The sequence below is a fragment of the Herbidospora sp. RD11066 genome, from assembly GCF_054661255.1.
In genome coordinates this window covers 1498266-1525025 of sequence record NZ_BAAGDO010000001.1, presented here as the reverse complement: position 1 = coordinate 1525025, position 26760 = coordinate 1498266, and the positions used below count along the sequence as shown (strand labels likewise).

Annotated in this window: 20 protein-coding genes; 8 read left to right on the top strand and 12 right to left on the bottom strand. The window is 69.6% G+C overall.

The genetic code is table 11. The features are described 5' to 3' along the window. Positions 1–28: 28 nt before the first annotated feature. From ACYQ78_RS06135 to ACYQ78_RS06120, 4 genes are read right to left on the bottom strand one after another with little or no spacing between them, the layout of a single operon-like run. On the bottom strand, positions 29–757 hold the full coding sequence (locus tag ACYQ78_RS06135) for an alpha/beta fold hydrolase (RefSeq protein WP_459799685.1): 729 nt from the start codon (positions 755–757) through the stop codon (positions 29–31). 1 nt (position 758) lies between these two features. Beyond that, positions 759–1679: a winged helix-turn-helix transcriptional regulator gene (locus ACYQ78_RS06130; protein ID WP_459799684.1), complete on the bottom strand. Its 921-nt coding sequence runs from the start codon at positions 1677–1679 to the stop codon at positions 759–761. Next, the gene (locus tag ACYQ78_RS06125; RefSeq protein ID WP_459799683.1) at positions 1672–3168 is read right to left on the bottom strand and encodes a carotenoid oxygenase family protein; all 1497 of its coding nucleotides are present in this window, start codon (positions 3166–3168) and stop codon (positions 1672–1674) included. Before ACYQ78_RS06125 ends, ACYQ78_RS06130 begins: the two co-directional genes overlap by 8 nt. Positions 3169–3172: 4 nt before the next feature. Then, complete coding sequence (locus tag ACYQ78_RS06120; protein ID WP_459799682.1) at positions 3173–4375, bottom strand: acetyl-CoA acetyltransferase; 1203 nt, start codon at positions 4373–4375, stop codon at positions 3173–3175. A 37-nt stretch (positions 4376–4412) separates the two neighbouring features. Between ACYQ78_RS06120 and ACYQ78_RS06115 the strand changes: the two genes are divergently transcribed. Further along, entirely contained in the window at positions 4413–5591 is a 1179-nt protein-coding gene (locus ACYQ78_RS06115) for an acetyl-CoA C-acyltransferase (RefSeq protein ID WP_459799681.1), read from the top strand. After that, entirely contained in the window at positions 5588–6382 is a 795-nt protein-coding gene (locus tag ACYQ78_RS06110) for a DUF1295 domain-containing protein (RefSeq protein WP_459799680.1), read from the top strand. The genes ACYQ78_RS06115 and ACYQ78_RS06110 overlap by 4 nt, the downstream gene beginning before the upstream one ends. On the opposite strand, the gene ACYQ78_RS06105 is transcribed toward ACYQ78_RS06110, so the two are convergent. The 4 genes from ACYQ78_RS06105 to ACYQ78_RS06090 form a co-directional block, all read right to left on the bottom strand. Then, positions 6370–7101 carry a GNAT family N-acetyltransferase gene (locus ACYQ78_RS06105; protein ID WP_459799679.1) on the bottom strand — a complete coding sequence of 244 codons (732 nt, stop codon included), beginning with the start codon at positions 7099–7101 and terminating at the stop codon, positions 6370–6372. The two genes, ACYQ78_RS06110 and ACYQ78_RS06105, sit on opposite strands and share 13 nt — an antisense overlap. Positions 7102–7116: 15 nt before the next feature. Beyond that, entirely contained in the window at positions 7117–8172 is a 1056-nt protein-coding gene (locus ACYQ78_RS06100) for a tetratricopeptide repeat protein (RefSeq protein ID WP_459799678.1), read from the bottom strand. Between the two features lie 214 nt (positions 8173–8386). Next, entirely contained in the window at positions 8387–10102 is a 1716-nt protein-coding gene (locus tag ACYQ78_RS06095) for a 2-isopropylmalate synthase (protein ID WP_459799677.1), read from the bottom strand. A 9-nt stretch (positions 10103–10111) separates the two neighbouring features. After that, positions 10112–10450 (bottom strand): hydroxyisourate hydrolase, encoded by a 339-nt coding sequence (locus ACYQ78_RS06090; RefSeq protein WP_459799676.1) that lies wholly within the window; start codon positions 10448–10450, stop codon positions 10112–10114. Between the two features lie 265 nt (positions 10451–10715). Here ACYQ78_RS06090 and ACYQ78_RS06085 point away from each other — a divergent pair, with 265 nt between their 5' ends. The 3 genes from ACYQ78_RS06085 (at position 10716) to ACYQ78_RS06075 (ending at position 15121) form a co-directional block, all read left to right on the top strand. Further along, positions 10716–10910: a hypothetical protein gene (locus ACYQ78_RS06085; RefSeq protein ID WP_459799675.1), complete on the top strand. Its 195-nt coding sequence runs from the start codon at positions 10716–10718 to the stop codon at positions 10908–10910. A gap of 283 nt (positions 10911–11193) precedes the next feature. Continuing rightward, complete coding sequence (locus tag ACYQ78_RS06080; RefSeq protein ID WP_459799674.1) at positions 11194–14313, top strand: AfsR/SARP family transcriptional regulator; 3120 nt, start codon at positions 11194–11196, stop codon at positions 14311–14313. Positions 14314–14437: 124 nt separating this feature from the next. Next, positions 14438–15121, top strand: a complete 684-nt coding sequence (locus ACYQ78_RS06075) for a 4'-phosphopantetheinyl transferase family protein (RefSeq protein WP_459799673.1) — start codon at positions 14438–14440, stop codon at positions 15119–15121. 4 nt (positions 15122–15125) lie between these two features. On the opposite strand, the gene ACYQ78_RS06070 is transcribed toward ACYQ78_RS06075, so the two are convergent. The 4 genes from ACYQ78_RS06070 to ACYQ78_RS06055 form a co-directional block, all read right to left on the bottom strand. Then, positions 15126–16868, bottom strand: coding sequence for an acetyl/propionyl/methylcrotonyl-CoA carboxylase subunit alpha (locus tag ACYQ78_RS06070; RefSeq protein ID WP_459799672.1), 1743 nt, complete (start codon positions 16866–16868; stop codon positions 15126–15128). Further along, entirely contained in the window at positions 16865–17059 is a 195-nt protein-coding gene (locus ACYQ78_RS06065) for an acyl-CoA carboxylase epsilon subunit (RefSeq protein WP_459799671.1), read from the bottom strand. The genes ACYQ78_RS06070 and ACYQ78_RS06065 overlap by 4 nt, the downstream gene beginning before the upstream one ends. A gap of 7 nt (positions 17060–17066) precedes the next feature. Then, the gene (locus tag ACYQ78_RS06060; protein ID WP_459799759.1) at positions 17067–18611 is read right to left on the bottom strand and encodes an acyl-CoA carboxylase subunit beta; all 1545 of its coding nucleotides are present in this window, start codon (positions 18609–18611) and stop codon (positions 17067–17069) included. 74 nt (positions 18612–18685) lie between these two features. Continuing rightward, a complete protein-coding gene (locus tag ACYQ78_RS06055; RefSeq protein ID WP_459799670.1) occupies positions 18686–21502 on the bottom strand; it encodes a helix-turn-helix transcriptional regulator in 2817 nt (938 codons plus the stop codon). Positions 21503–21814: 312 nt separating this feature from the next. On the opposite strand from ACYQ78_RS06055, the gene ACYQ78_RS06050 reads away from it, so the two are divergent. The 3 genes from ACYQ78_RS06050 to ACYQ78_RS06040 all read left to right on the top strand — a co-directional run bounded on the left by ACYQ78_RS06050 (position 21815) and on the right by ACYQ78_RS06040 (position 26725). After that, positions 21815–22618: an ABC transporter ATP-binding protein gene (locus ACYQ78_RS06050; protein ID WP_459799669.1), complete on the top strand. Its 804-nt coding sequence runs from the start codon at positions 21815–21817 to the stop codon at positions 22616–22618. Further along, positions 22603–24537 carry a hypothetical protein gene (locus ACYQ78_RS06045; RefSeq protein WP_459799668.1) on the top strand — a complete coding sequence of 645 codons (1935 nt, stop codon included), beginning with the start codon at positions 22603–22605 and terminating at the stop codon, positions 24535–24537. Before ACYQ78_RS06050 ends, ACYQ78_RS06045 begins: the two co-directional genes overlap by 16 nt. 190 nt (positions 24538–24727) lie before the next feature. Continuing rightward, positions 24728–26725, top strand: coding sequence for an AAA family ATPase (locus ACYQ78_RS06040; protein WP_459799667.1), 1998 nt, complete (start codon positions 24728–24730; stop codon positions 26723–26725). Positions 26726–26760 lie beyond the last annotated feature (35 nt).

The following is a 26760-nucleotide window of genomic DNA, read 5'->3' as shown; positions in this document are numbered from 1 at the left end:
TTCACCGGCGAAGCCATCACCGGGCGAACTATCGGCGCCGGATCGGAGCGTAGGTCCGTACCGGGTCGTTCTGGAGGAAGTCGGTGATCATCTGGTGGCAGAGCTCCGGTTTCTCCACGAGGAGGCCGTGGGAGGTGCCCGGGACCACGGCCAGTTCCCCGTCGGGGAGCGCGCGATAGAGGCTGAGCGCGTGTTCAAGGCGCACTTCGTCGTCGTCGCCGACCATCACCAGGGTGCGGGCGGTGACACGGCTCAGATCTTCTTCCCTGTACGACGGTTCGCGCGCGTGCAACTCGGCGAGTTTGGCCGCGACGACCCGATAGTGACCCTCACCATCGGGTGAGACCTCGCCGTAACTGCGGCCCAGCCAGGCGAGGGTGGCCTCGTCGGTGTCCAGCACGCCGGGCAGCCAGCCGTCGTGGTGGAAGACGCCCGCGACCAAGATCAGCTTCCGCACCAGATCGGGTCGCTTGAGGGCAATGGTCAACGCCACCGCGGCGCCGTCGCTGCAGCCCAGGAGGTGTGCGGGGCCGATGTGCTCGTCCTGGAAGGCGATCATGTCGTCGGCCATCGCGCCGAAGCTGAAGGGGCCGGGCGTGTCGGGGGTGCGGCCGTGGCCGCGGCGGTCGGCGCGCCAGACGGTGAAGTGGTCTTTCAGCGCGGCCGCGTTGACGTCGAGGGCGCGGGAGTCGACACCGCCCGGATGCAGTAGGAACAGGGGGTCGCCTGCGCCTTGGCGGTCGTACCAGAGGTCCATGTCAGCAGCGTTCCACGGCGACGTCGTGGCCGCGCAGGGAGACGCCGCATTTGCCGCAGAGCAGCCTTGGAGTGAACCACTGGTCGCAGCCCCGGTGGCGGTAGATCAGGGCCGGGCCCTCGGGGGCGCGGAACCAGCGCTGGCCCCAGGCGATGGCGGTGACCACGACGGGGAAGAACGCGCGGCCCTTGTCGGTGAGGTGGTAGGTCGTCCAGTCGGCGCGGTCGGGGGACGGCGCCTGTTCGAAGATGCCCAGGTCGCGGAAGACGCGCAGGCGGTCGGCGACGACGGCGGGCGGGGCGCCCAGGCGCTGTTCGAAGTCGCGGAAGCGGTGCAACCCCTGGAAGGCGCCGCCCAGGATCGCCGACGACCAGCGGTTGCCGATCAGCGTCATGGTCTGGGGGAACAGGCCCGCCTCGGTGGAGGCGGACCGGCGGCGGGTCGAGCCGACCGGGACCGAGCGTTCCCACGTCCCGGACGGACCGAACTCTCCGGTGACGTCGCGGGGGCGGACGGCGTCGAGGCAGGCGTGGCAGGCCAGGATCGGCACGAACTCCGAGCCGCAGCCCCGGTGGATCATCACGGGCAACGGTTCGGTGTGGTCGGGGACCCAGGCCGACTCCCAGGCCCAGACCGTGAGCAGGACCGTCCAGAGGTCGCGGCCGCGTTTGGTCAGGCGGTATTCGAGGCGCCCGCCCGCGTATTCGGCCTTCTCGAAGACGCCCGTCTCCGTCAGGCGGGCCAGCCGGCCGGTGAGCACGGCGTGGGAGATCGGCAGGGCGGTCCGCCATTCGCCGTAGCGGCGGACGCCCATGACGGCGTGGCGGAGGATGAGGAGGTTCCACTCGTCGCCGATGAGGCCGAGGGTCACCCCGATCGCGTTGGTGCCCCCCGGTTCGAGGAGGGTGGGCCGGTCACCCAAGCCCGACCGCCTGTTCGGGCCTGTCGGCGGTGCGCCAGCCGGGGATCGCGTCTCCGGCCGCCCAGGTCGCGTGGGTGCCGCTGGAGATGCGCTCGGGGAGGCGGATTCTGGCCAGCGGGCCGTCGGCCACCCGGGCGGCGTCGAAGATCAGGCACTCCGAGCGGTCTTCGTTCATGTCGGTCGTCAGGGTGATCAGGTAGCCGTCGTCCTCCGAGGCCGAGCCGGTGCGGGGGGCCATGGCGGGCTCGCTGCCGTAGACGTTCTCGGGGAGCTTGTACGTCTCCTCCTTCCCGGTGACCAGGTCGTGCTTGGTCAGGCCGTCGAACAGGAACCAGCCCTCGACGCCGGTGGCGGCGTAGGCGTAGCGGTAGCCGACTCCCCCGTACGCGGAATTGAGCACGCCGAATTCGGTGATGGAATCGGTGAGCCTTTCCTCCCGGCACTGACCCGTTTTCAGGTTCAGGCGCCAGCGGTGCAGTTTGGTCTTCATGCGGTCGAGCGCGAGGAAACGGAACATGCGCTGGTAGTAGCTGCCGTCGCCGATGTCCTTCGGCTCGGGGTCCTCCTGGAAGAAGCCGTCGAGCACGATCTCGTCGCCCTCTTCGTAGGCGTTCACCCAGTGCAGGACGTAGGTCGAGGCCGCCTCGAACCACTGGACCCGCGAACCCGTGCGGGGGATCACGCCGATGCGCAGCGGTATGTCCGGGTGGAAGCGGGCCGCGTACTTCCCGTGGGAGAGCAGGGCGGGGTCCCAGAACATCGGGCAGTCGTTGAGGATCGCGTAGTTCTCGGTGAACGCCATGTCGTGGGGCAGGCGCGGGCCGGGGAGCGGGACGTCCACGTAATGGGTGAGGCGGTTGTCCGGGGACACGACGCCGTAGTGCATGTAGGGCTCGTCGGTGCCGTAGTTGAAGAACAGCAGTTCGCCGGTGCGCGGATCGACCTTCGTGTGGGCGGAGACGTCGAAGTCGCCGTTCCAGGTGGTCTTCCCGAGCGTCTCCAGGGTCAGCGGGTCGAGCCGGTAGAGGTCGCCGCACTGGTAGAAGCTGGTCAGCGCCACACCGGCGTGCACGATGACGTCGGTGGACGACGAATCCTTCAGGCGGCCCCGCGCGCCCCACCCGTCGCGCAGCGACAGGGAGGGCTTCTCGGCCAGCCCGGCCCAGAGGGGTTTGCCCGCCTCGGCCTCGGCGAGGAAGCCGTCGGTGCGGACGAAGCGGTTGCGGTAGAACGCCTTCCCGTCGCGGAAGCCGAGCACGTGGATCATGCCGTCGCCGTCGAACGGGTGGTAGCGCTCGATCGCCGGGTGGACCGGGTTCTCGGTGTTGCGCAGGTAGACGCCGTCGAGGTCGGGAGGGATCTCGCCGATCACGTCGAGGTCGTCGGCCCGCCACTCGGTGGTCTGGGGGCGCCACGGACCCGTGCGGTAGGGATGGTCGTCGTCTTCCGGCAGGGTCGACAGGACCCGTGCGACGACATCGACGTCCACTCTTCTACTCCCCTGTCCCGATCACGAAGCCGACGGTCGTGGTCGTGCTGCCGCCGATGTTCAGCGTGCCGAACCGGCTCGCCCCCTCGACCTGGTACGCCCCCGCCCGCCCCGAAACCTGCTTACACGCATCGAGCACCATCCGTACGCCGGTCGCCCCGACAGGGTGGCCGCCACCTATGAGGCCGCCGCTGGGATTGACGGGGATGCGGCCGCCGATCTCCAGGTCGCCGTTCTCGATCGCCTTCCAGCTCTCCCCCGGTTCGGTGATGCCGAAGTGGTCGATCGCGGCGTACTCCGACATGGTGAAGCAATCGTGGGTCTCGATGCCGTCGATTTCGTCCACTCCGCCGAGACCGGCTCGCGTGAAGGCGTCGGTGATCGCCCGGCGGACGTGCGGCAGGACGTAGCGGTCGCCGGCGCTGCGGGTGAGCTTCTGCTCCAGGGGCAGGCCGACCGTGCGGTGGCCCCAGCCGAGAATCTGGGCCATCGCCTTCCGCTTCAGGAATCGGCGGCCGACCAGCACCACCCCGGCGCCGCCGTCGGTGATCTGGGAGCAGTCGGTACGCCTGACCCGGCCCTCCACGATCGGATTGGCCACGTCGTCGGCGTCGAAGCTCTCCGGCGTGAACGACCACTTCCGGGTCTGGGCGTTGGGGTTGGCGGCGGCGTTGGCGAAGTTGAGCCGGGCGATCTCCCGCAGGTGGGCCTCGTCGATGCCGTAGCGGCGGTCGTACTCATCGGTCAGGGCGCTGAACATGTGGGGCCACATGAACTTCGCGTCCCGGCCCTCGTGGCCGATCCAGGCCGCCGCGCCCAGGTGGCCGGCCGCGTCGTCGCCGGGGACGGTGCGCTCCAGTTCCAGGCCGAGGACCAGGGCGGAGTCGTACCGGCCCGATTCGATGTCGGCCATCGCGGCGAGCAGGGCGACGCCGCCGGAGGCGCAGGCGGCCTCGTGGCGGGTGGCGGGGACGTCCCAGAGCTCGGGGATCACCGTGGCGGGCATGCCGCCGAGCTGGCCCTGGCCGGTGAAGAGCTGGCCGAAGGCGTTGCCGACGTGGATCACCCCGATGTCGGCGGCGTCGACGCCCGCGTCGGCCAGGGTGCCGCGCACGACCTCCTCGGTCAGGTCGGCGAAGTCGAGCCCCTCGCGGGTCCAGTTGCGGGCGAAATCGGTCTGGTGTCCGCCCAGAATCCATACGGCCATGTATTCGTACTACAACAGACAGAGTTAGAGTGCAAACATGCCTGACGTCTACGTCCACGACTATGTGCGCACGCCCCGGGCCAAGGGCTCCGCGAAGGGCTCGCTGCACCACCGGAGCCCGGTCGACCTGGTCGCCGATCTCCAGAGCGCCCTGGTCGATCGGGGGCTCGACCCCGCCGCCGTCGAAGACGTGATCGTCGGGTCGGCGTCCCAGGTCGACGAGCAGGGCGGCAACCTCGCGCGGGTGGCCACCCTGCTGGCCGGCTGGGGCGACGGAGTTCCCGGCGGTACCGTCAACCGCTTCTGCGCCAGTGGGATCGACGCGGTGGCGCAGGTGGCGGCGCGTATTCGTACCGGAGAAATGGACCTGGCGGTCGCCGGGGGCGTCGAGAGCGTGTCCCGGGTGGCCATGTTCAGCGACCGCGCGCCTCTCTGGACCGACCCGGCGACGATCGGCGCGATCGGTTCGATCCACATGGGCGTGGCCGCCGACCTCAACGCGACCATCGACGGCTGGACCCGCGAGGAGCTCGACGCCTACGCCGTCGAGACCCACACCAAGGCGGCCCAGGCGTGGGACCGGGGCGACTACGCCAACGCGGTGATCCCGATGACCCGCGCCGACGGGTCGCCCTTCGACCGCGACGAGCTGATCAGGCCCGGGACCACGATGGAGTCGCTCGCCGCCCTCCAGCCCGCCTTCGCCGATCCGAACCAGGACGCCATCGCGCTGAAGGCCCATCCCGAGGTGGGCGCGATCGAGCACCTCCACACGGTCGGCTCATCGCCGGCGCTGGCCGACGGCGCCGCGCTCCTCGTGCTGGGCACCTCACCGGGTCCCATCAGAATCGTGGGCACCGCCACCGCCGCCGTCGACCCGGTGATCATGCTGACCGCCGGGCAGGTCGCGATCGAGAAGGTCATCGCCAGGGCCGGGCTGACCCCCGACGACATCGACGTCTTCGAGTTCGCCGAGGCCTTCTCGGCCCTCTGCCTGAAACTGCGGCGCGACCTCGGGGCGGGACCCGACCGGCTCAACCCCAGTGGTGGGACCATCGCGATGGGCCACGCGTTCGGCGCGACCGGGGCGATCATGGTCGGGCAGTGCGCGGAGAACCTGAAGCGCCTGGGCGGACGTTACGGTGTCGCATCGGTCAGCGGCGCGGCCGGGCTCGGTGTGGCAGTCCTGATCGAACGGGTAGACGTCTCCAAGTGATCTGGATAAATCTGGCCGTGACTCTCGTGGCCGTCGCCCTCACGATGGCCGCGACCATGGCCTACGCCCTGCGCACGAACAACCAGTCGATCGTCGACTCGGTCTGGGGCCTCGGCTTCGTGGTCGTGGCGGTCGTGTCGTTCGTGCTGTCCCTGCTGATCGGCGAGGGGAACCTCGTGCGGTCCCTGCTCGCGCTCGTGCTCACCGCGATCTGGGGGGTGCGGCTGGGTGCGTACATCCACCACCGCAACCGCGGGAAGGGCGAGGATCCCAGGTACGCCGCCATGATGCGCCAGAACACCGGCGCGGTGGCCCCCTTCGTGATCAAGAAGATCTACTTCCCGCAGGGCGCGGTCATGTGGATCGTGTCGTGGCCGGTGCAGGTCGCCATGTACCAGCCGCAGGCGCTCAACGTCTTCACCTGGCTCGGCGTCGCGTTCTGGATCGTCGGGTTCGCGTTCGAGACGATCGGCGACGCGCAGCTCGCCCGGTTCAAGGCCGACCCCGCCAACCAGGGGAAGGTCATGGACAAGGGGCTCTGGGCGTGGACGCGTCATCCCAACTACTTCGGTGACGCCGCCGTGTGGTGGGGGCTGTTCCTCATCGCGATCGGCTCGCCGTGGGCGCTCGTGACGATCGTGAGCCCGTGGCTGATGACGTACCTGCTGATCTCCAAGAGCGGGAAGGCCCTCACCGAGAAGCGCATGGCGAAGAGCAAGGGCCAGGAGTTCGTCGACTACGTGAACCGGACCAGCGGCTTCTTCCCGCTCCCGCCGCGTCAGCGGTCGTAGGCCCACATGTGGAAGTGCGGCAGCGCCGTCCGGAAGCCCATCTTCTCGTAGACGGGCAGGCCGAGGTCGCTGGCCAGCAGCATGGCCGAGGCGGCCGGGTCGGCACACGAGGCGGCGTAGGTGACGGCGGCGGCGAACCCCCGGCCACGCGCCTCGGGGGCCACCGAGACGTAGTTGACCTCGGTCAGGCCGTCGAGCGTGTACGCCGCCGAGGTCGCCACCGGCCGTCCGTCGAGGCGCCCGAGGAACAGCCGCCAGCCGGTGGCGTGGATGTCCCGGCTGAACAGGCGGCCGGGCCGCCAGCCCTCGCGGTCGAGCGGGTACGACCGCGCCAGCGTCGCCTCGAACTCGGCGGGGTCGCCGGTCACCTCTTCCACGTGGTGGGCGAGCTTCGGCAACTCCGAAGGGTCGCGGATCATCATCGGCGGGTGCCCGTCGGGGCGCCAGGGCGCGACCGGCTCGGGGAGCGGCCAGCCGCCCCAGAAATAGAAGACACCGGCGCCCGGGTCGCGGTCGGCGAACTCGAGCGCCTCGGCCGCGAGCTTGGCCGGGTTCTCCGGCTCCCGCAGCAGCGTCGCGCCGTTGGCGAACCCGCCCGCTCCCCCGAGGTCGGCCATCCACATGTCGTCGCTCCGCTCCACCCGGCCGCCCTGGAGGGCGACGTGGGCGTCGGCGGACGCGGCGAGCAGGCGGACGTACCGGGAGAGCATGTCGGTCATAGGGGACATATTGCCCTAAGCGGTGCGCTGTTCGGCGATCCTCCGGCGCATGGCGGACACATCGGTGTTGTACGGCAGCGACTCCAGGATGTCGCAGCACTCGTCCGCCGCGTTGAGCCATTCGAGCGCGAACTTGGCCACGAACCGGTCGTAGAAGAGGCAGAGCCCGGCCCCGGCCAGCAGGAAGTTCTCCCGGTCGTCCGGCCGCGAGCGGTCGACGGCCTTGCGCAGGTGGCGGGCGGCCTCGGTAAGGTATTCGGGCTCCCGCTCCACCCGCGCCCGGCAGGCGGCGGCGCACGCGAGAGTGAGGTCGTCGCGGCTGCCCCACGGCAGGACGACGGCCAGGCGGCCGAAGTCGGCCGGGAAGTCGACCGTCAGGTGGCGGCACATCGCGGCCAGCACCAGGATCAGCGCGTGGTCGTATTCGGGGTCGCCGGGCTTCGACTGCTCCATCAGCTCGACCAGGGCGTCGACGCCCTCGGCCAGTTCCGCCGGCTCCTCCGACTGCGTGGTCAGCAGGTTGCCCAGGGCCAGCAGCGCGGGCGGGCGCATCAGGCTCGGCGGGGCGGCCACGGCGGCGCGCAGGATCGCGAGGCGGCGGCCCGCCGGGGTGCCGGGGTCGACGGCGTTGAGGCAGGCGTACAGGGTGCCGAGCATCTGGGCGTGCTCACGGTCGGTGGGGCGGCCTTCGCCGACCTCCTTCAGGGCGATCGAGGGATCGCCGGTGGCCAGGGCGACCGAGCCGAGCAGCAGGAGGGTGTGGGCGTCGTGCGGGTCGTGGCGGGCGGCGGTGCGTAAGTGCTTCGCCACCTCGGTCAGATCCTTGGAGGTACGCCGGGCCATGACGGCCGCGTCCACGAAGGAGATGCCGAGACCGGGCACCGCCTTCTCCAGGAGGAGCTCACCGGCGCGCGAGTGCGCGGTGGCGGCGGCCTGGACGAGCCCGGGTGTGGGGCCGGCGTTCTTCAGGCGCTGATCGACCAACCGGGCGGCCTCGATCGCGACGGCGGGGCTCGGGTCGTGCTTCAGTGCGCGGAAGGCACGCTCGATGTCGTCGTCCGATGAAGTCATATCGTCATATTGCCGATATTTCGGTGTTCGTTACGAGAGTTGACGGAGAGAATTTTCGGAGCCGGGTGTTTTGTGGCGCGAATGAGCAATGTGCGGGGGTTTTCTCACCGGCTGATTTCGTGATAAGCGACAGACTACCGGTGGAATACCACAGACATTCGCCGAATCGAAGGGGGCGGAACCGAGGTCCCGCCCGCTCGATACCCGTGTTCGACTAGCCGTGTTCGACGAGGCTGGCCCGGCGCTGCCTCGGGGTGGCGCTGCTGAGCAGGCTCCACGCCGACCGGCCCACCGCCGCGCTGACCGCGCGGAGCGCGGCCGTCGTCGCGTCGAGTTCCACCCCGGCGCCCCAGACCGCGTGCTCGCCCACGTGGCAGTGCGCGTAGACGGCGACGCGTCCGGTGGTGCCCGCCTCGGCGGCGGTCCATTCGACCGCCCGGACCTCCACGCCCCGGGCGAGGAGTTCCTCGCGGAGGGCCGCGACCAGGTCGGACCGGCCGCCGCTCACGTCGAACTCGCCCGCGTCCAGGTGCAGTTCGGCCGAGACCAGGCCCGGCGGGAACGCCAGCGGGACGGGCAGCGCCGAGGTGTAGACGCGGTGGAACAGATCGCCGAGCCGCTTCGGGGAGATCTCGCCTCCCTCGGCGTCGGTGTGGCGCTGCACCACCCGGGCGAAGTCGACCCGCAGGTCACGCGGGATGTTCAGGTGGTGCCAGGCACCCAGGACGTAGGCCACCCCGCCCTTGCCCGACTGGCTGTTGATGCGCACGACCGCCTCGTAGGTACGGCCGACGTCGGCCGGGTCGACCGGCAGATAGGGCACCCGCCACGGCAGCTCCTCGGGATCGAGGCCGGCCTCGTGGGCCTGCCGGGCGAGGGCGTCGAAGCCCTTCTTGATGGCGTCCTGGTGGGAGCCCGAGAAGGCGGTGAAGACGAGGTCGCCCCCGTACGGATGGCGCGGGTGCACCGGCAGCCCGTTGCACCGCTCGACCGTGCGCCGCACCCGGCCGAGGTCGGAGAAGTCGATGCCCGGATCGACGCCGTGGCTGTACATGTTCATCCCGAGGGTGACCAGGTCGACGTTGCCGGCCCGCTCGCCGTTGCCGAACAGGCAGCCCTCGATCCGCTGCGCCCCCGCCATCAGGGCCAGCTCGGCCGAGGCGACGCCGGTGCCACGGTCGTTGTGGGGGTGGACCGACAGGCAGACGTGCTCGCGGCGGGAGAGGTTGCGGTGCAGGTACTCGATCTGGTCGGCGAACGCGTTGGGGGTGTCGCGCTCGACCGTGGTCGGGAAGTTGAGGATGATCTCCCGGCCGGGGCCCGGCTCCCAGACGTCCATGACCGCCTCGCAGACCTCCAGGGAGAAGTCGCGCTCGGTGTCGTTGAACAGCTCCGGGGAGTACTGGAACCCGAGGTCGGTGCCGGCCAGGGTGCGGTCGGCGTACTTCATCATCAGGCCCACGGCCTGTACGGCCATGTCCTTGCACTCGTCGCGGGTCAGGCCGAACACGAGGTCGCGGAACTGCGGCGAGGTCGCGTTGTAGATGTGCACGTTGGCGCGCGGCGCGCCCCGCAGCGCCTCGACGGTCCGCCGGATCAGGTCGTCGCGGGCCTGGGTGAGCACCGAGATCCGCACGTCGCCGGGGATCAGGTCGTGCTCGATGAGGTCGCGCAGGAAGTCGTGGTCGTCCTGCGAGGCGACCGGGAAGCCGACCTCGATCTCCTTGTAGCCCATGCCGACGAGGAGGTCGAACATGGCCCGCTTGCGGGCCGGGTCCATCGGCACGGCCAGCGACTGGTTGCCGTCGCGCAGGTCGGTCGACAGCCAGCGCGGCGCGCGGGTGATGCGGTTGTCGGGCCAGGTGCGGCCGGGAAGTGAAACGGGCGCGGGTGTGTCGTAGCGCCGCACCCCTCTGCTGTTGCGGTTCACGGCGAATCCCTAGTTGTCGGTCCCGAAGTAGATGGAATACGAGTGGGGCGAAAGGGTCACCTGGATGAGGCAGGAGTCCGACTCGTCGGCGATCCGGAACATCGCGGTGATCTCCGGATAGGCCGCGTTGAGCCCGAGGCCGACGAAATACTGATCACTGTCGAACACGATGCGGTAGAGGCCGCGTTCGAAATCGTCGGCCGCCCAGTCGAGGATGCGGCCGCGCCCGTCGGTCTCCGCCGTTCCCAGACGCCGCCAGCCGAGATCCACGGCCTGTTCCAGCCGGGCGCGCACGCCTGCGGCCACCCGGCCGTAAACGCCGTCGAGCGCTTGCGACGTGATGCTCATTTCCAGGACACCCACTTTCAGACCCGCGCGCACACGCGAGTCGCTCCGCTGAATTCGGTTGCAGACCGAGGGTGGCAACGCGCGCTATCGATTCCCTATGCGTTCGCTATTCGCGCGGGCCGACGGCTATTGAAGGAGGTGGATGGAGGGTCGAGAGCGATCCGATAACGGGCGGATGGCGGCCTTTTCTAGGTTGAAGACACCACCGAGAAAGCGCGAAGAAAACGAATTCTCGGACCGGAAGAAACGACCGGAGGGAAATCTCATGCAGAACCGCCGCACCGCCACCGCCGCCCGGGCCATCGCCTCCACGCTGATCGCGATCGGCGCCCTGACCGCCGGCACCACGCTGCTCGCCACGCAGCCCGTCTTCGCCGACGACGTCCCGGTCATGACCCCGAGCCCGCTGCCCTCGCCGTCGCCCACCGGCGGCGTCACCCAGGACACCCCCTGGGACTAGCCGGTTCCGCATTGTGAGATACCGAGCAGTAACAATTGGCGGGATATACACGGCCAATGTCTGATGACACCGATGTTACCGCTACAATAACTCGACAAATCTGGCGCAATTAGGTCAAGCCGCGCTGGCTCCAAATCTGCACAAGATGTATGATCCTGATCCAGAGTGACACAAAGCGTAACAGCAGCTCACTCCCATTCCTTTTCCACGCTGACCGGTTACTCCGACATCTGGAACCGGTCCGCGGGCGAGAGACTGCTGAATCCCTGCAGGGGGCTGCGAGGTGGAGTTCCGCGTTCTCGGACCGCTTGAGGTGGTCGTCGGTGACGACCGCCTGGACCTGGGAAGCAACCGGCAGCAGACCGTCCTCGCCGTGCTGCTGCTCGAACCCAACCGCGGCGTGACGATCGGCCGCCTGGTGGAGGCGGTCTACGGCGACAACCCGCCCAACACCAGCAGATCGCAGGTACAGATCTGTATTTCGGCCCTGCGGCGCCTGTTCAGCAAACACGGCGAGCCCGGCATCATCACCACCCAGTCGACCGGCTACTCCCTGCGCACCGACCTGGATTCCGTCGACTCCCACCGCTTCCAGACCCTCACCGTCCAGGCCCGCCGGTCGCGGGAGAGCGGTGAGTACGAGAACGCCGTGCGCACCTACCGCGAGGCCCTGGCCCTGTGGCGCGGGCCGGCGCTGGAGGGCATCGAGAGCCGGTTCGTCCAGTCGTCCGCCGGACGGCTGGAGGAGGACCGCATCACCGCCAACGAAGACTGCCTCCAGCTCGAACTCGACCTGGGCCACCACCACGAACTGGTCAGCGAACTGACCACGCTCGTCGACGACTATCCGCTGCGCGAACGCCTGCGCGGCCAGCTGATGCTGGCCCTCTACCGCTCGGGACGCCAGGTCGAGGCCCTCCAGGTCTATCGCACGGCCCGCCGCACCATGATCGAGGAACTCGGCATCGAGCCGAACGAGCAGCTGCAGCAGCTCGAGTACGCCATCCTCACCTCCGACGAACGCCTGGCCGCCCCGCCGACCGCCGCGCGTCCCGCGCTGATCGTGGACGCGGGCCCGTCCACCACCCAGCAGCCGCAGGCCCCGCCGCCCGTTCCCCCGCCTGTCCCGCCGGCGAGCGTGCCCCGGCTGCTGCCCACCGACATCGCCGACTTCACCGGCCGCTCCAAACAGGTCGAGGAGATCCGGCAGTACCTCCTGCTGGCCGCCGAGGACCGCACCCGCTACGCGGTGCCCATCATCGGCATCATCGGCAAGGCCGGGACCGGCAAGTCGACCATCGCGGTGCACTCGGCCCACGGCATCGCCGACCTCTACCCCGACGGGCAGCTCTACGCCGACCTGCACGGCGGCGCCTCCCGTCCGATCAGCCCGATGCACGTGCTCGAACGGTTCCTGCGCGCCCTCGGGGTGCCCGGCAACGCGATCCCCGACAGCCTCGACGAGCGCGCCGAGATGTACCGGGGCCTGCTGGCCGACCGCCGCACGCTGGTCGTGCTCGACGACGCCAGCACCGAGGGCCAGGTAACGCCGCTGCTGCCCGGCGACTCGGGCTGCGCGGTCGTCATCACCAGCCGGGGACGCCTGGCGGGCCTGCCGGGCACCGTCCACGTCGAAGTCGACGTGTTCGACCTCCAGCAGTCGATCGAGCTGCTGTCGCGGATCGCCGGCGCCGACCGGGTCGGGGCCGAGATGGACGCGGCGGCCCACCTCGCCGAGCTGTGCGGGAAGCTGCCGCTGGCGCTGCGCATCGCGGGCGCCCGGCTGTCGGCCCGCCCCCACTGGAGCATCGAGCAGCTCGCCGGGCGTCTGGAGGACGAGGCCCACCGGCTCGACGAGCTCAAGCACGGCGAGATGGGGATCAGGGCCAGCATCTCGCTGACGTACGAGAGCATCCCCGACGACACCCGGCGGCTGTTCCGGCGGCTGGCCATCCTCGACTTCTCCGCCTTCTCTGCGTGGGTCAGCGCGGCGCTGCTCGACCGTCCCCTCTACGAGACGCAGGACCTCCTCGACGACCTCGCCGACGCGCAGCTCATCGAGACCACCGGCATCGGCCACGGCGTGCACAGCCAATACCGGTTCCACGACCTGATCCGCGTGTTCGCCCGGGAGCGCCTGGCCGCCGAGGAGAGCGCGGCCGAACGCCGGGCCGCGCTCGGCCGGGTGCTGGGCGGCCTGCTCTTCCTCACCGAGGCCGCCCACCGCAACGAGTACGGCGGCGACCACACCCAGGTCCACAGCGGCGCGACACGCTGGCCGCTCCCCGACAAGCTGGTCGCCCAGCTCGTCAGCGCCCCGCTGAACTGGTACGAACGCGAGCGCCTCACCCTGGTCGCGGGCATCCGTCAGGCGGCCCAGGCCGGGTTCGCCGACCTGTCGTGGGACCTGGCGATCAGCGCGGTCACCCTGTTCGAGTCGCGCGCCTACTTCGACGACTGGCGCGACACCCACGAGATCGCCCTCGCCGCCTCCCGGGCCGCCGGCGACGTGCGCGGCCAGGCCGCGATGCTCTACTCGCTCAGCTCGCTGCACATCACCGAGCAGCGGTTCACCGAGGCGCGCGCCAACCTCGACGCCGCGCTCACCCTGTTCCAGGGCCTCCCGGACGACCTGGGCATCGCCCTGGTGATCAGGAACCTCGCCCTGCTCGACCGCATGGTCGGCCGGTTCGACGAGGCCCGCGACTACTACGAGCGCGCCCTGGAGATCTTCCGGCGCACCGGCGACCGCATCGCGGCGGCGTACGTGATCAACAGCCTGGCCCAGCTGCGGCTGGAGCACGACGACCTGCGCGGCGCGACCGGCCTGCTCGCCGAGGCCCTCCGGCTGGCCAGGGACGGCGGCAGCCGCCGGGTGGAGGCGCAGGTCCTGCACCGCATGGGCAGCACCCTGCTGCGCAGCGAGGAACCGGACGACGCGTCGGAGATCTTCGAGCAGGCGCTCCGGGTCGTCCGCGAGATGGGCGACCGGACCGGTGAGGCGTACGCCCTACAGGGGCTGGGCCTCGCCCGGCTGCGGACCGGCGCGCACGAGGCCGCCGACGCGGCGCTGCGGCAGGCGCTCACGCTGGCCACCACGACCGGTCACCGCCTGGCCGAGGCCCGCATCAAGGTCGGCCTGGGCGAGCTCGCGCTGGCCCGGCGCCACCCCGAGGAGGGGCTGCCCCATCTGCGCGAGGCGTTGATGCTGTTCAACCGCATGAACGCGTCGATGCTGGAGGCCGAGGCGCTGGTGCTGGTGGCCGACGCCTACCAGGCGTCCGGCGACCCGGAGGCCGCGCGCGAGGCGCTCACCGAGGCGCAGGAGCTCTGCGCCCGGATGGACTCCCCCGCGGGGCGCCGGCTCTGCGGCCGGATCGGCGCGCGGCTCGGGCTGAAGTGATCCCCCTAGTGCCCTTACCCCCAGGTGGGCGACCCGTGACGTGCCCGCGGGGAGTTCACCCTCCGGGCCCGCCTGCCTAGCGTGGTCATTGTGTGGTCACTGTGACGAATACCAGGGGAAGGCCATGATCGAGCAGATACTGCCGCCGTTCGTGAAGGCGGCCGACACCGTCGACGACCGGCTCGGCGCTCCGCTCTTCCCCGAGGAGGAGGCCGTCATCGCCGCCGCCGTCGACAAGCGCCGCCGGGAGTTCACCACCGCGCGCGCCTGCGCGCGCCTCGCCATGCGCAAGCTCGACCGCCCGCCGGCGCCCATTCTTCCGGGTGTACGCGGCGAGCCCCTCTGGCCGGGCGATCTGGTCGGCAGCATCACCCACTGCGCGGGCTACCGGGGCGCCGTGGTCGGGCTCAACTCGACCGTCGCCTCCATCGGCATCGACGCCGAACCGGCCGAGCCGCTGCCGCCGGGCGTGCTGGAGGCGGTCGGGCTGCCCGAGGAGCGCAGGCGGATCCACGCGCTGTGCCGGTCGCACCCGTCGGTCCCGTGGGACCGGCTGCTGTTCTGCGCCAAGGAGTCGGTCTACAAGGCGTGGTATCCGCTGGCCAACGCCTGGCTCAACTTCGAGGACGCGATCATCCACTTCGACCCGGCGCGCGGCACGTTCGACGCCCGCCTGCTGGTCACCGGGCCGCGCGTCAACGGCCGCCGGATCACCGGGTTCAGCGGGCGCTGGCTGGCGAGCGAGGGCCTCATCCTGACGGCCATCGTGGTCCCCTTAGCCGAACCCGCCGAACCCGGCGTGAACTGACGAACTAGCCGATCTCGCAGATCACCGATCCGGCCGAGACGCTCTGCCCGACCGAGGAGGCCAGCCCCCGCACCACGCCCGGCTTGTGCGCGGTCAGCGGCTGCTCCATCTTCATGGCCTCCAGCACGACGATGGTGTCGCCCTGCGCCACCTCGGCGCCGTCGGCCGTCACGACCTTGACGATCGTGCCCTGCATCGGGCTGACCAGCGCGTCTCCCCCGGCCGCCGCCGTGGCGCCGCCCGGACCGCGCTTGGGCCGGCGCACCGCCTGCTGCTGGACGCCGGTGGTCTTCATGGACGCGGGGAGGACGACGTCGAGACGGCGTCCGGCGACCTCCACGACGATCCGCTCGCGCGGACCCGGCGCCGGAATCTCGGCCGGCTCCTCCGGCTTGGGCATCCGGGCCGCGAACTCGGTTTCGATCCACCGGGTGTGCACCGCGAACGGCTCGTCGGCGAAGTCGGGGTCGGTCACCACGGCGCGGTGGAACGGCAGGACGGTCGGCAGGCCGTCGACCACGAGTTCGGCCAGCGCCCGTCTGGCCCGCCGCAACGCCTGCGCGCGGGTGGATCCGGTGACGACGAGCTTGGCCACCAGGGAGTCGAACGTGTCCGGCACGGTCTGGTTCTCGACGTAGCCGGAGTCGAGCCGCACGCCGGGGCCGCCGGGCGCGCGCAGCGCCGTGATGTGGCCGGGTGTGGGCAGGAAGTTCGACGCCGGGTCCTCGGCGTTGACGCGGAACTCGATGGAGTGGCCGCGTGCGGGCGGGTCGTCGTAGCCGATGGCCTCCCCGGCCGCGATGCGGAACATCTCGCGGACCAGGTCGATGCCGGTGACCTCCTCGCTGACCGGGTGTTCGACCTGGAGCCGGGTGTTGACCTCCAGGAACGAGATGGTGCCGTCGGCCCCCACGAGGAACTCGCAGGTCCCGGCCCCCACGTAGCCGGCCTCGCGCAGGATGGCCTTGGAGCTGTCGTACAGGAGCCTGTTCTGGGCGTCGGTGAGGAACGGCGCGGGGGCCTCCTCGACGAGTTTCTGGTGACGGCGCTGGAGTGAGCAGTCACGGGTGGAGACGACCACGACACCGCCATGGCGATCGGCGAGACACTGGGTCTCGACGTGGCGGGGCCGGTCGAGGTAGCGCTCGACGAAGCACTCGCCCCGGCCGAACGCCGTGACCGCCTCGCGGACCGCCGACTCGTAGAGGCCGGGGATCTCCTCCATGGTGCGGGCGACCTTGAGCCCGCGGCCACCGCCGCCGTAGGCGGCCTTGATGGCGATCGGCAGACCGTGGGCGGCGGCGAACTCCCGGACCTCCGCCGCGCCGGAGACCGGGTTCTCGGTGCCGGGCACCAAGGGGGCGCCGACGCGCAGGGCGATGTGCCGGGCGGCGACCTTGTCGCCCAGCGAGCGGATCGCGTGCGGAGGCGGCCCAATCCAGGTCAGGCCCGCGTTCAGGACCGCCTCGGCGAATGAGGCGTTCTCGGCGAGGAAGCCGTAGCCCGGGTGCACGGCGTCGGCGCCCGACCGGACGGCGACCTCGATGATCTTGTTGATGGCGAGATAGGTCTCGGCGGGGGTCCGCCCGCCGAGCGCGTAGGCGTGGTCGGCCAGGCGCACGTGCAGGGCGTCGGTGTCCTGCTCGGCGTACACGGCGACGCTGGTCAGGCCCTCGTCGGCGCAGGCGCGGATGATCCGCACCGCGATCTCGCCGCGGTTGGCGATCAGGATTCTGCTGAGCTTCATCGTGGCCTTCGCGGGACGGCCGGGGTGGCCCAGGAACGCGCGGAACGGTGGCCTTGCGGCGACCATCGCACTTCGGGGCTGGCTCCGGTGGCGGGCGGGGCTGGCGCGGCGGCCAGGAGGAGGGCGCAGACCAGTGCGGCCAGTTCCTCTTCCGTGGGCTCGCCACGCACGACTTCGATCTCGGGTGGCATCAGGGCCTCACATCGGAGGGTTGCCGTGCTTGCGCTGCGGCTGCTCGGCGTGTTTGGCGCGCAGCAGGCCGAGCGAGCGGGTCAGCACCGCCCGGGTCTCGCGCGGGTCGATGACGTCGTCGACGAGGCCGCGCTCGGCCGCGTAGTAGGGGTGCATCAGGGTGGTCTTGTACTCGTCGACCCGCTTGGCGCGCTGCTCGGCGGGGTCGGCGGCGGCGGCGATCTCGCGGCGGAAGATGACGTTGGCGGCGCCCTCGGCGCCCATGACCGCGATCTCGTTGGTCGGCCACGCGAACGACAGGTCGGCCCCGATCGACCGCGAGTCCATCACGATGTACGCGCCGCCGTACGCCTTGCGCACGACGAGCTGGACGCGCGGCACGGTGGCGTTGCAGTAGGCGTACAGGAGCTTGGCGCCGTGCCGGATGATGCCGTTGTGCTCCTGGTCGGCGCCGGGCAGGAAGCCGGGCACGTCGACCAGCGACACCAGCGGGATGTTGAACGCGTCGCACATCTGGATGAAGCGCGCGCCCTTCTCCGAGGCGCCGATGTCGAGCACGCCCGCCAGGTGCTTGGGCTGGTTGGCGACGATGCCGACGACGTGGCCGTCGAGGCGGCACAGGCCGGTGATGAGGTTGGGCGCCCAGTTGGCGTGGAACTCGAAGAACTCGCCGTCGTCGACGATCTCCTCGATGACCGACGCCATGTCGTACGACTGCGCCGGATCGGCCGGCACGAGGTCGACGAGCGCGTCGGTGGGACGGTTCGGCGGATCGGCGGGCACCACCGAGGGCGGCAGCTCGCGGTTGTTGGCCGGGAGCAGCGACATCAGGTAGCGCACGTCCTCAAGGCACGTGACCTCGTCGGGGTGGACGAACCCGGCGACGCCCGACCGGCTCCCGTGCACGCCCGCGCCGCCCAGGTCGTTCTGGCTGATCTCCTCACCGGTGACGGCCTTGACGACGTCGGGGCCGGTGATGAACATCTGGGCGGTGCCCTCGACCATGAACACGAAGTCGGTCAGCGCGGGCGAGTAGGCGGCGCCGCCCGCGCACGGGCCGAGCATGACGCTGATCTGCGGGATCACGCCCGACATGCGCACGTTGCGGGTGAAGATGCCGCCGTATCCGGCGAGCGCCGTGACGCCCTCCTGGATGCGGGCGCCGGCGCCGTCGTTGAGGCTGATCAGAGGCACCCCGGCCGCCTCGGCCAGGTCCATCGCCTTGTGGATCTTGGTGGCGTGGGCCTCACCGAGCGCCCCGCCGAAGATGCGGAAGTCGTGGGCGTAGACCATGACGTCCCGGCCGAAGATCTTGCCCCACCCGGCGACGACGCCGTCGGTGTGGGGGCGCTTGCGCTCCAGGCCGAAGCCGGTGGCGCGGTGCCGCCGGAACACCTCGATCTCCACGAACGATCCGTGGTCGAGCAGCACGTCCAGGCGTTCTCGGACGGTGAGCTTGCCCTTGGCGTGCTGGCGCAGCGTCGCCTCTTCGTCCGGGCCTCGCAGGACGCTCTCCCTGATGAGCGCCAGCTCGGCGATCCGGTCCCGCATCGTCTCGACCGGCAGCCGGGCCGATGCGGGGACCTTTCCGATCTCCTCCTGAATGTGCACGCGATACCTCCGGGTCAGGTCGTCAACGGGCTGCCGAACTCCAAGCTGGGCGGAAGGTCCGCCCTGCGGGTGACGTTCAGCTTCTTGTACGTCTGGGTCAGGTGCTGTTCGACCGTGCTCACCGTGATGTAGAGCTTTCCGGCGATCTCACGGTTGGTGTATCCGGCCGCCGCCAGCACGGCCACCCGGCGCTCGGCGTCGGACAGTCCCGCGGTGGGGGCCGGCGCGGCGTCGGGGGTCTTCTCGTCGGCGCCGTCGCGCAGGAGCTTGCGGACCAGCGGTTCGGCCTGGCACTCCTTCGCGACGCTCAGGGCCCGGCCGGTGATCATCCCGGCGCGGCGGTACTCCCCGAGTGCCTGGTAGGCCTCGACCAGGTCCAGCAGGGACCGGGCGAGTTCGTAGCGGTCGCCGCCCACTTGGAGCAGCTCCGCCGACTGGCGCAGCAGCATCGGCCGGTGCCGGATCTCGCCGGTGGCGGCGAGAACGCGCATCGCGATGCCCTGCACCCGCTTGGTGGCCGGGCCGCAGCGGCGCAGCTGCGACTCGACGAGCTGACGGGCCTGGTCCTGTCGCCCGGTGCGCAGGCACGCCTCCGCGGCGTCGATCCGCCACGGGAGGAAGCCGGGCACGTCGAGCTCCCACTTGCGGACCAGCTCGCCGCACGCCTGGAAGTCGCGCAGCGCGGAGGTCGGGTGACCGGTTGCCAGGCTGTAGCGGCCCCGGGCATAGAGGTAGTGCAGGCCGTAGCGGGTCTCGAACATCGCGTCGGGGACGGGACGGTCGAGGAACTCGGCGCCGGTGTCGTAGCGGCCCATGGCGGTGGCCGCCAGCACGAGGCCGGAGATCGGGCCTCCGACGGCGACGCCCCAGCTGGTGGCGGGGATGGTGGCGAGCGCCTGGCGGGCGCTCTGCTCTGCGGCCGGCAGGTCGCCCTGACGGATCGCGATCTCCGCCCTGATGGCGTCGAGCCGGGCCTGACGGCTCGGCGCGTGCCGGGAGGCGGCTTCCACGCTGAACAGGTCGCACCAGGTGACGGCCCGGTCGCAGGCCCCCGCGTAGGTCAGCGCGAGCAGGGCGCTCTCGACGGTGTCGAGGGACGTCTCCTCCAGGCGCGACCCGCGCAGCAGCCGGTCGACTCCGTCGGCGAGCCCTTCGCGCGGGCCCCGGGTCAGCACTTCGGCCAGCGCCGAGGTGGCCTCCAGCCGACGGCTGGCCGCCACCGACATCGCCGCGCGCCTGACCGGCTCGCCGCCGAACGGGCCGGGAGCCTCCGGGTGGGCGGCGCGCAGTTCGGCCAGGAACGACGGATGGGTGACGCGCAGCCACGGGTGGGCGACGGCCAGCTCTCCGGCGGTCTCGGCGTCCGACAGGTCGGCGTCCGTGGCCAGGTGCTCCAGGACCTCGCGGGCGTCGGTGGTGCGGCCGTGCCACAGCAGCGCGCGGGCCAGCACGGCGGCGTCGCCGCCCCGCAGCTGCCCCCGCTGGAGGGCGCCGGTGAGCTCGGCCAGGTGGGCGGCCGGGGCTCCCGGGTTGATCCGCCACTCGGCCCTGACCAGCATCGTCAGGATGCGCATCCGGTGCTGCTCGTCGGTGCACTCGCGGGCGGCGAGCTGGAGATAGGCGACGCCGGTCTTGACGCGCCCCTCGCGCAGCGCGCCCCTGGCGGCGTCCTCCAGCACCGGCACCACCCACGGGGCGCCGATGGGTCCGGCCTGGAGCAGGTGGTCGGCGACGGCGGCGGGTGCCGCGCCGCCCTCGTGCGCGAGCCGTGCGGCGGCCCGGTGGAGGTCGGCCCGCTCCAGGGCGCCGATGTCGGTCAGGACCGCGGCCCGTCCCACCTCGTGGCGGAACGCGCCCCCGCCCACGACGCCGCAGGCGGACAGGGCCTGCAACGACTGCGTCACGCCGGTCTGGGTCAGCCCGAGCAGCACGGCGAGCGACTCGGTGCTGCCGAGAACCGCCAGGCCACGCGCGACCTGGAGGGTCATCGGCTCGCCCCGGTGCAGGCACGACAGCACGGCCTGCCCATAACGGTCGCCGACGACCAGCTCGGCCGGCGGCTCGGACGCGTTGCGGGCGACGCTCTCGTAGTCGTCCATGAGGGCGGCGGCCAGCAGCGGGTTGCCGCCGGACATGGCGAACCAGTCGGACGAGAAGCGGTTGGCCACCGGACGGCCGAGCCGCTCGGCGACCAGTGCGGTGACACCGGACGCCGACAGCGGCGCCAGGTGGATGCGCCGGGCGTGCGGCTGGCGCATCAGCTCGGTCTGGAAGAAGGTCTCGATGTAGCGGCCGTGGTCGGGGTGCCCGAACACGGCGACGATCCGGGCGAACCGCACCCGCCTGGCCAGATAGGCCAGGCACAGCAGCGACATCCGGTCGGCGTGGTGGACGTCGTCGACCACGATGAGCAGCGGATGGCGCTCCGATAGTTCCAGCAGGATCGTGCACAGCGCGTGCACGACCTGGACGTCGACGGGCTCCATCACGGCGCCGGTCGGGTCGTCGTCGTGCACCTCACGCCCGGCCGCCAGGGCCGCGCTCTCGGCCATCAGGCCCATCGCGCGCTCGCGGTCGTCCGGCGTCAGCGGGGCGTCGAGGATCAGCTGGCCCAGCACCCCGAGGGGCAGGTTCTGCTCCGCCCGCGATCCCGATGCGGTCACCGCCAGGACGCCGAAATCGGACGCCCGTTCGGCGAAGTCGTACAGAAGTTCGCTCTTACCGGTGGCGACGGTGCCGGTCAGCAGTGCGACCCGGCCCTTGCCCGACCTGGCGTCCGCTGTCAGTCCTTCGAGCGCGGCGAACGCCTCCGCTCTCTCCACAAGGCCCATGGCCTCCCCCTCTGCTCAGGGATTCCCATTACTCTGGCGATATGGAGGCTATGGGCCGCCGGTTTTCTGGGATTATCATTCGGCTATCCGAGCCCGCCGAGCCACCCCTAACGTCACGCATTGGGCGTAGAGCGGAAACTTCTCTGGGGTCGTTCAGGGGTCGTCGGGGAGGCCCCGCGTTTTCGCTGGTGGCGGTCGTTTTCCCTGACAGCGTTGGGATTGCGGCCGTCTTGACATGCGGTCTGGAGCATTCCGACAAGCCATTGTTTCGATAACGTGGACACGAGAAGTCTCGAACACGAGGGAGCTATCGTGCACGCGTCTCCGTTACCAGGTACGGAATCGGTCCCCGAGGCAGGGTCTGCTCCCGCGCTGGAATTGGAGGGACTCAGCAAGCGGTTCGGCCCGAAAGTCGCGGTCGACCATGTGACCCTGTCCGTGCCCCCTGGATCGTTCTACGGTCTGGTGGGCCCCAATGGCGCCGGCAAGACCACATCACTGTCCATGGCCGTCGGCCTGCTCCGCCCCGACTCCGGCCACGCCCGCATCTTCGGGGTGGACGTCTGGGCCGACCCGATCGACGCCCGCGCCCGCGTGGGCGTGCTGCCCGACGGGCTGGCACTACCCGAGCGGCTCACCGGCCGTGAGCTGCTCACCTACCTCGGCCGCCTGCGCGGCCTCGACAAGGCCACCGCCGACGGGCGGGCCAAGGAACTACTGGAGATCCTCGAACTCGACCAGGCCGAACGGACCCTGGTCATCGACTACTCCACCGGCATGCGCAAGAAGATCGGCCTGGCCACGGCCATGCTCCACGGCCCGCGCCTGCTCGTGCTCGACGAGCCCTTCGAGGCCGTCGACCCGGTGTCGGCGCTGACGATCCGGGCGATGCTCAAGAGCTTCGTCTCGGGCGGCGGCTCCGTCGTGCTGTCGAGCCACGTGATGGCGCTGGTCGAGCAGCTGTGCGACCACGTCGCGGTCATCGACAAGGGCCGCGTCGCCGCCGCCGGGCCGCTCGACGAGGTCCGCGCGGGCGGCACCCTCGAAGACCGTTTCGTCGAGCTCGTCGGCGCCCACGTCGACGCTATGAAGGGGCCGTCATGGTTGGCGTCCTGATCGGCATGAAGCTGACGGTGCTCCGGCACTCGATCGGCGGTTCCCGCGCCGCGGGCATGGTGATGGGCGGCCTGGCCGGGCTGATCCTGGCCATCGGCACGATCGTGGTGGCCGGCACCGACATCGCCTCCCCCGAGGTCAACGCCGACCTGCTCGCCGGGCTCTTCGCGGTCTGGCTGTTCGGCTGGATGCTCGGCCCCATCTACACCGGCGGCGGCGACGAGAGCGTCCGGCCCGAGCACTTCTCGCTGCTGCCGGTCAACCCGCGCAAACTGGCCTTCGGCCTGCTCGGCACGGCGTTCGTCGGCATCGCCCCGATCATCAGCCTGATCGCCTTCTCGGCCCTGGCGGTCTACTCCACGGCCCACGGCGTGGCCGGTTTCACGGTCGCGCTCGTGGCGATCCCGCTCCAGCTGGTGCTGGTCGTGGCGCTGTCGCGGCTGATGATCGGCGTGCTCGGCGTGGCGGTGCGCTCGCGCATCGGCGCGATCCTGGCCGCGCTGGTCAACTCGTCGATGAACGTCATCCTCAACCAGTCGTGGGTGCTGGTCTGGGCGGTCGTCCAGCTCGACCTGCTGCAATACGGCCTGCCCGACGCTTTCTCCACCACCGTGCACTGGCTCCCGTCGGGCTGGGGCATGGCGGCCGTCGACGCCGCCGGCCGCGGCGACTGGCTCGTCGTCGCCGCGGCCCTCCTCGGCATCTGCGCGATCATCGCCCTGTCGCTGCTGGTCTGGTCGGTCCTGCTGGTCCGCCGCACCACCACCAAGCCGCTCCACTGGGTCCCCCAGGGCAGCGGCGCCGAAGGCGGCTTCCTCGACCGCGTCGCCGCCCGCGGCGCGACCGGCGCGGTGGCGGCCAAGGAGTTGCGCACCTGGTCCCGCGACCTGATGCGCACCCACCTGCTGTGGTTCGCCATCTTCTTCGGCCTGCTCTACACGATGGTCCCGATCATCATCGACTGGTACGGCATGCTGCCGTGGGCCGGAGTCCTGGTCGTCGTCATGGCCGCCGCGACGTCGGCGAACCTGTTCGGCCTCGACGGCACCTCGCTGTGGCTGAACCTGGTCACCCCCGGCACCGAGAAGGCCGAGGTCCGCGGCCGCCAGATCGCGTGGCTGCTCCGCGTCGCCCCGGTCGCGATCGTCTTCACCGTCGCCGGCACCATCATCGGCGGCGAGGGCTGGACCTGGCCGTGGGCCCTGTCCATCCTCGGGGCCGTCCTGGGCGGCGGCGCGGGCCTGATCGCCTTCGTGTCGGTCTACATGCTGGTCCCGGTGACCGAACCGAACAAGCGCAGCGGCAACCCGCTGGAGGCCGGCAACATCTTCGGCCAGGTCATCATGATGCTCTTCCTGGTCATCGTGACCGCTCTGCCCGCGGCCGGGTTGTCCTACCTGGGCGACCGCTTCGACCTGCCGGTCGTGTCGTGGCTCGCGGTGGCGGTCGGGGTCGGAACCGGGGCGTGGCTGGCGGTGTGGCTCGGGCGCCTGGCCCAGCAGCGGCTTGCCTTGAAGGGCCCGGAACTCCTCAGCCTGATGCGCTCTGGGGGGACCGTGACGCCCGGTTCTTCCGACGACGCGACGTTGTCGGTGGGGCGGCCTAAGGTGAAGCTGCCTCCTGGGAAGCAGGCGTTGGTGTTCTTCCTGTGGGTGGTGTGCTGGATTCCGCTGTTCCCGCAGGGGCTCGTGCCGTTGTGGCTCATCTTCAACGATAGCGAGACGAAGCTCTGGTTCCTCGCCTTGCATCTGGAAGATCCTTGGCGGGTACCGGTGGCGGTCGCGTTCGTCGTGGTCGGCATCGCGATGATGTGGTGGGGAACCGCCATCCAGAACCGCCACGAGAAGGCGGTCCGGGAGCAGCAGGACAACGCACCGGAGGACAACGGGCACGATCGGGACTTGGAGAGCGTGCACTGACAGCTTCCACCTGAACGACCAGAGGGCGACCCAAAGGGCCGCCCTCTTCTTTTTGTGTAGTTTGTGTACAGTTTTCAACTGCACAAATAAGGACAAAACCCATATTGCGTCTGGGGATACATCTCGCACTTCACTCTTTGCTTCGATACCCTGGCGGCTTTGGCCAAGCGAACAAGGAGTGCGGCCCGGGATGCTGCTGTCAAGAATCAGGGCGAGTAAATTCCTTTCCTTCGAGGAACTGGATCTGACCCTTGAACCGGACCTGACGATCATCACCGGCCCGAACGGAGCCGGAAAGACCAATGTCGGCCGATGCCTCGACATCGTTCGCTCCGTCATGGAGCACATCTCCGGAAATCCGAAAGTGGACTCGCTACACACCTACCTGTCCGCAGGCCGAGACGGCTCGCCCTCATTCGACGTTGCCCTCGATATTACGCTCGACCAACCATGGGAGAAGTCCCTAGTTCAGAAATTCATCCAGGCCGCGTTTTCGACCGGTACATATCGAAACTCCGAGCTCTCCACCGAGATCGACATGCATGCCCGCAACAAAATCACCTTGGCTTCGGTCGCTCCCCTATGGTCGGGAAGGTTAAAGATCCACTTCGATGCCATGAACCCAGCCCCATGGAGTGCAGCCTGGGAGTTCGAACACTGCGGGGAGAAGTGGATAATTTATCTACACAACGGCCCTCGAGAAGGATACCTGCACTCCACTTCGGCCTCGCCATCAGAAATTGCCCAAAAAAGCAGGATCGAAGTCGCCGATTTCCTGCTTGATAGGTCCATAGCCCGGAACCCACGAGAACTACTCACCCACACGATCAACATCGAAGAGATCGACCTTTCGGCCGCACTCGTCAAGTTTCCAGATTCATTGATAGATTTAGTATGTGGAGCCGTTAGCCCAAAGGTAAACTTACCTCTCAGCCTGATGGAGCTGGCCACCGAGCTGGATATGCAGCCCTACGAACACGGTTTCCAATTCGGTAAAGTCATAGCATGCATCCTTCGCAGAGCCACCATTCTAACAGCGAACCGTCGTGTTCCGACCAGAAGGACTTTCGGCGTGGGTGAAATGAACTCGTTCATGGATCTGCGCGATGGTAGCAATATCGGAATGCGCCTCTTCCAGCTCAAAAATGGAAGCGCCACGCAACGTGAGACCTATGCCGCGATAGAGCACACCTTTACCTGGCTCACCAACCGGAAATTCGGACTACGCACGTCCCACGCAGCCAGCGAGAAGGCTCCAAGCGTAACTATCGAGCCGACGGTGATCACCCCAACTGGGGAGATACCACTCGAACTCTCGGGCGCAGGAATAGAGGAAGTTGCCGTGCTGAGCACCTTGCTCGCCGGCCCGCCGGGGCGCTTCTTTCTTCTAGATGAGCCCGCAGTCCACCTGGAACCGACGATGCAGCGCCGGGCAATGTCTGCATTCCGTAAGGCCGGCCAGAGTCTGATCATCACGCATAGCCCGGACATGGTGCCGGTTTCCGGAATTGATGATCTGCGGGGAATCGTCCGCCTGGCGCCTGGTCCAAAAGGCCCACTGGTCAAGCGCATCAGTGACGTCTCCGACGACGACCTGACTCGGTGGCTGCAGCTGCTGGAGCCCACTCACGTTCGTGCGCTTCTGTTCGCCTCTCGGGTCATCCTTTGTGAGGGGTCTACCGAGGTCGGCGCACTCGCACAGTGGTGGCAGGACACGGCCGGCCTGGGTCTTCCCGATCCTGAAGCGGCGAATATTCCGATCATCACCGTCAATGGAGACAAGGCGTTCGGGGGCTACATCGACTATCTCGACGCCTTTGGAGTCCCCTGGGCTGTCGTCGCCGATGGGCCGGCACTGCTGCCTGACAGCGTCTTGGCCAGATGCCTCAAGAAGAAGGACCGCCCGGCAGGTGGCCAGCCCACCCGCGAGGATTTCGCCGAGTGGAAAGCCCATTGGGCCAGGGCGGGTGTTTTCACTCTCGCCGATGAGTTCGGCAACGATCGCGATAAACAAGGCGAATTCGAGGCTTTCCTCGACCGGACCAACCCACAGCTTTTCGAGCAGGCCAAGAAAGAGTGGGGGCGCAGCAAGCCCCAGGTAGGCAGGTTCTTCGCCATGCGGCAAGCACGGCCCAAGGAGATTGACGACCTCTACATCGCCATCATGAATCACTTCGGCAATTCATGAGCTCAATTCGTACAGAAAAAGGAAGTGCGGGCCCT

Coding starts and splice junctions, on each gene's coding strand:
- ACYQ78_RS06135 (WP_459799685.1), bottom strand. CDS start 757: ATGGACCTCTGGTACGACCGCCAAGGCGCAGGCGACCCCCTGTTCCTA.
- ACYQ78_RS06120 (WP_459799682.1), bottom strand. CDS start 4,375: ATGGCCGTATGGATTCTGGGCGGACACCAGACCGATTTCGCCCGCAAC.
- ACYQ78_RS06115 (WP_459799681.1), top strand. CDS start 4,413: ATGCCTGACGTCTACGTCCACGACTATGTGCGCACGCCCCGGGCCAAG.
- ACYQ78_RS06105 (WP_459799679.1), bottom strand. CDS start 7,101: ATGACCGACATGCTCTCCCGGTACGTCCGCCTGCTCGCCGCGTCCGCC.
- ACYQ78_RS06100 (WP_459799678.1), bottom strand. CDS start 8,172: ATGACTTCATCGGACGACGACATCGAGCGTGCCTTCCGCGCACTGAAG.
- ACYQ78_RS06090 (WP_459799676.1), bottom strand. CDS start 10,450: ATGAGCATCACGTCGCAAGCGCTCGACGGCGTTTACGGCCGGGTGGCC.
- ACYQ78_RS06085 (WP_459799675.1), top strand. CDS start 10,716: ATGCAGAACCGCCGCACCGCCACCGCCGCCCGGGCCATCGCCTCCACG.
- ACYQ78_RS06075 (WP_459799673.1), top strand. CDS start 14,438: ATGATCGAGCAGATACTGCCGCCGTTCGTGAAGGCGGCCGACACCGTC.
- ACYQ78_RS06070 (WP_459799672.1), bottom strand. CDS start 16,868: ATGAAGCTCAGCAGAATCCTGATCGCCAACCGCGGCGAGATCGCGGTG.
- ACYQ78_RS06065 (WP_459799671.1), bottom strand. CDS start 17,059: ATGCCACCCGAGATCGAAGTCGTGCGTGGCGAGCCCACGGAAGAGGAA.
- ACYQ78_RS06060 (WP_459799759.1), bottom strand. CDS start 18,611: ATGCGGGACCGGATCGCCGAGCTGGCGCTCATCAGGGAGAGCGTCCTG.
- ACYQ78_RS06055 (WP_459799670.1), bottom strand. CDS start 21,502: ATGGGCCTTGTGGAGAGAGCGGAGGCGTTCGCCGCGCTCGAAGGACTG.
- ACYQ78_RS06045 (WP_459799668.1), top strand. CDS start 22,603: ATGGTTGGCGTCCTGATCGGCATGAAGCTGACGGTGCTCCGGCACTCG.
- ACYQ78_RS06040 (WP_459799667.1), top strand. CDS start 24,728: ATGCTGCTGTCAAGAATCAGGGCGAGTAAATTCCTTTCCTTCGAGGAA.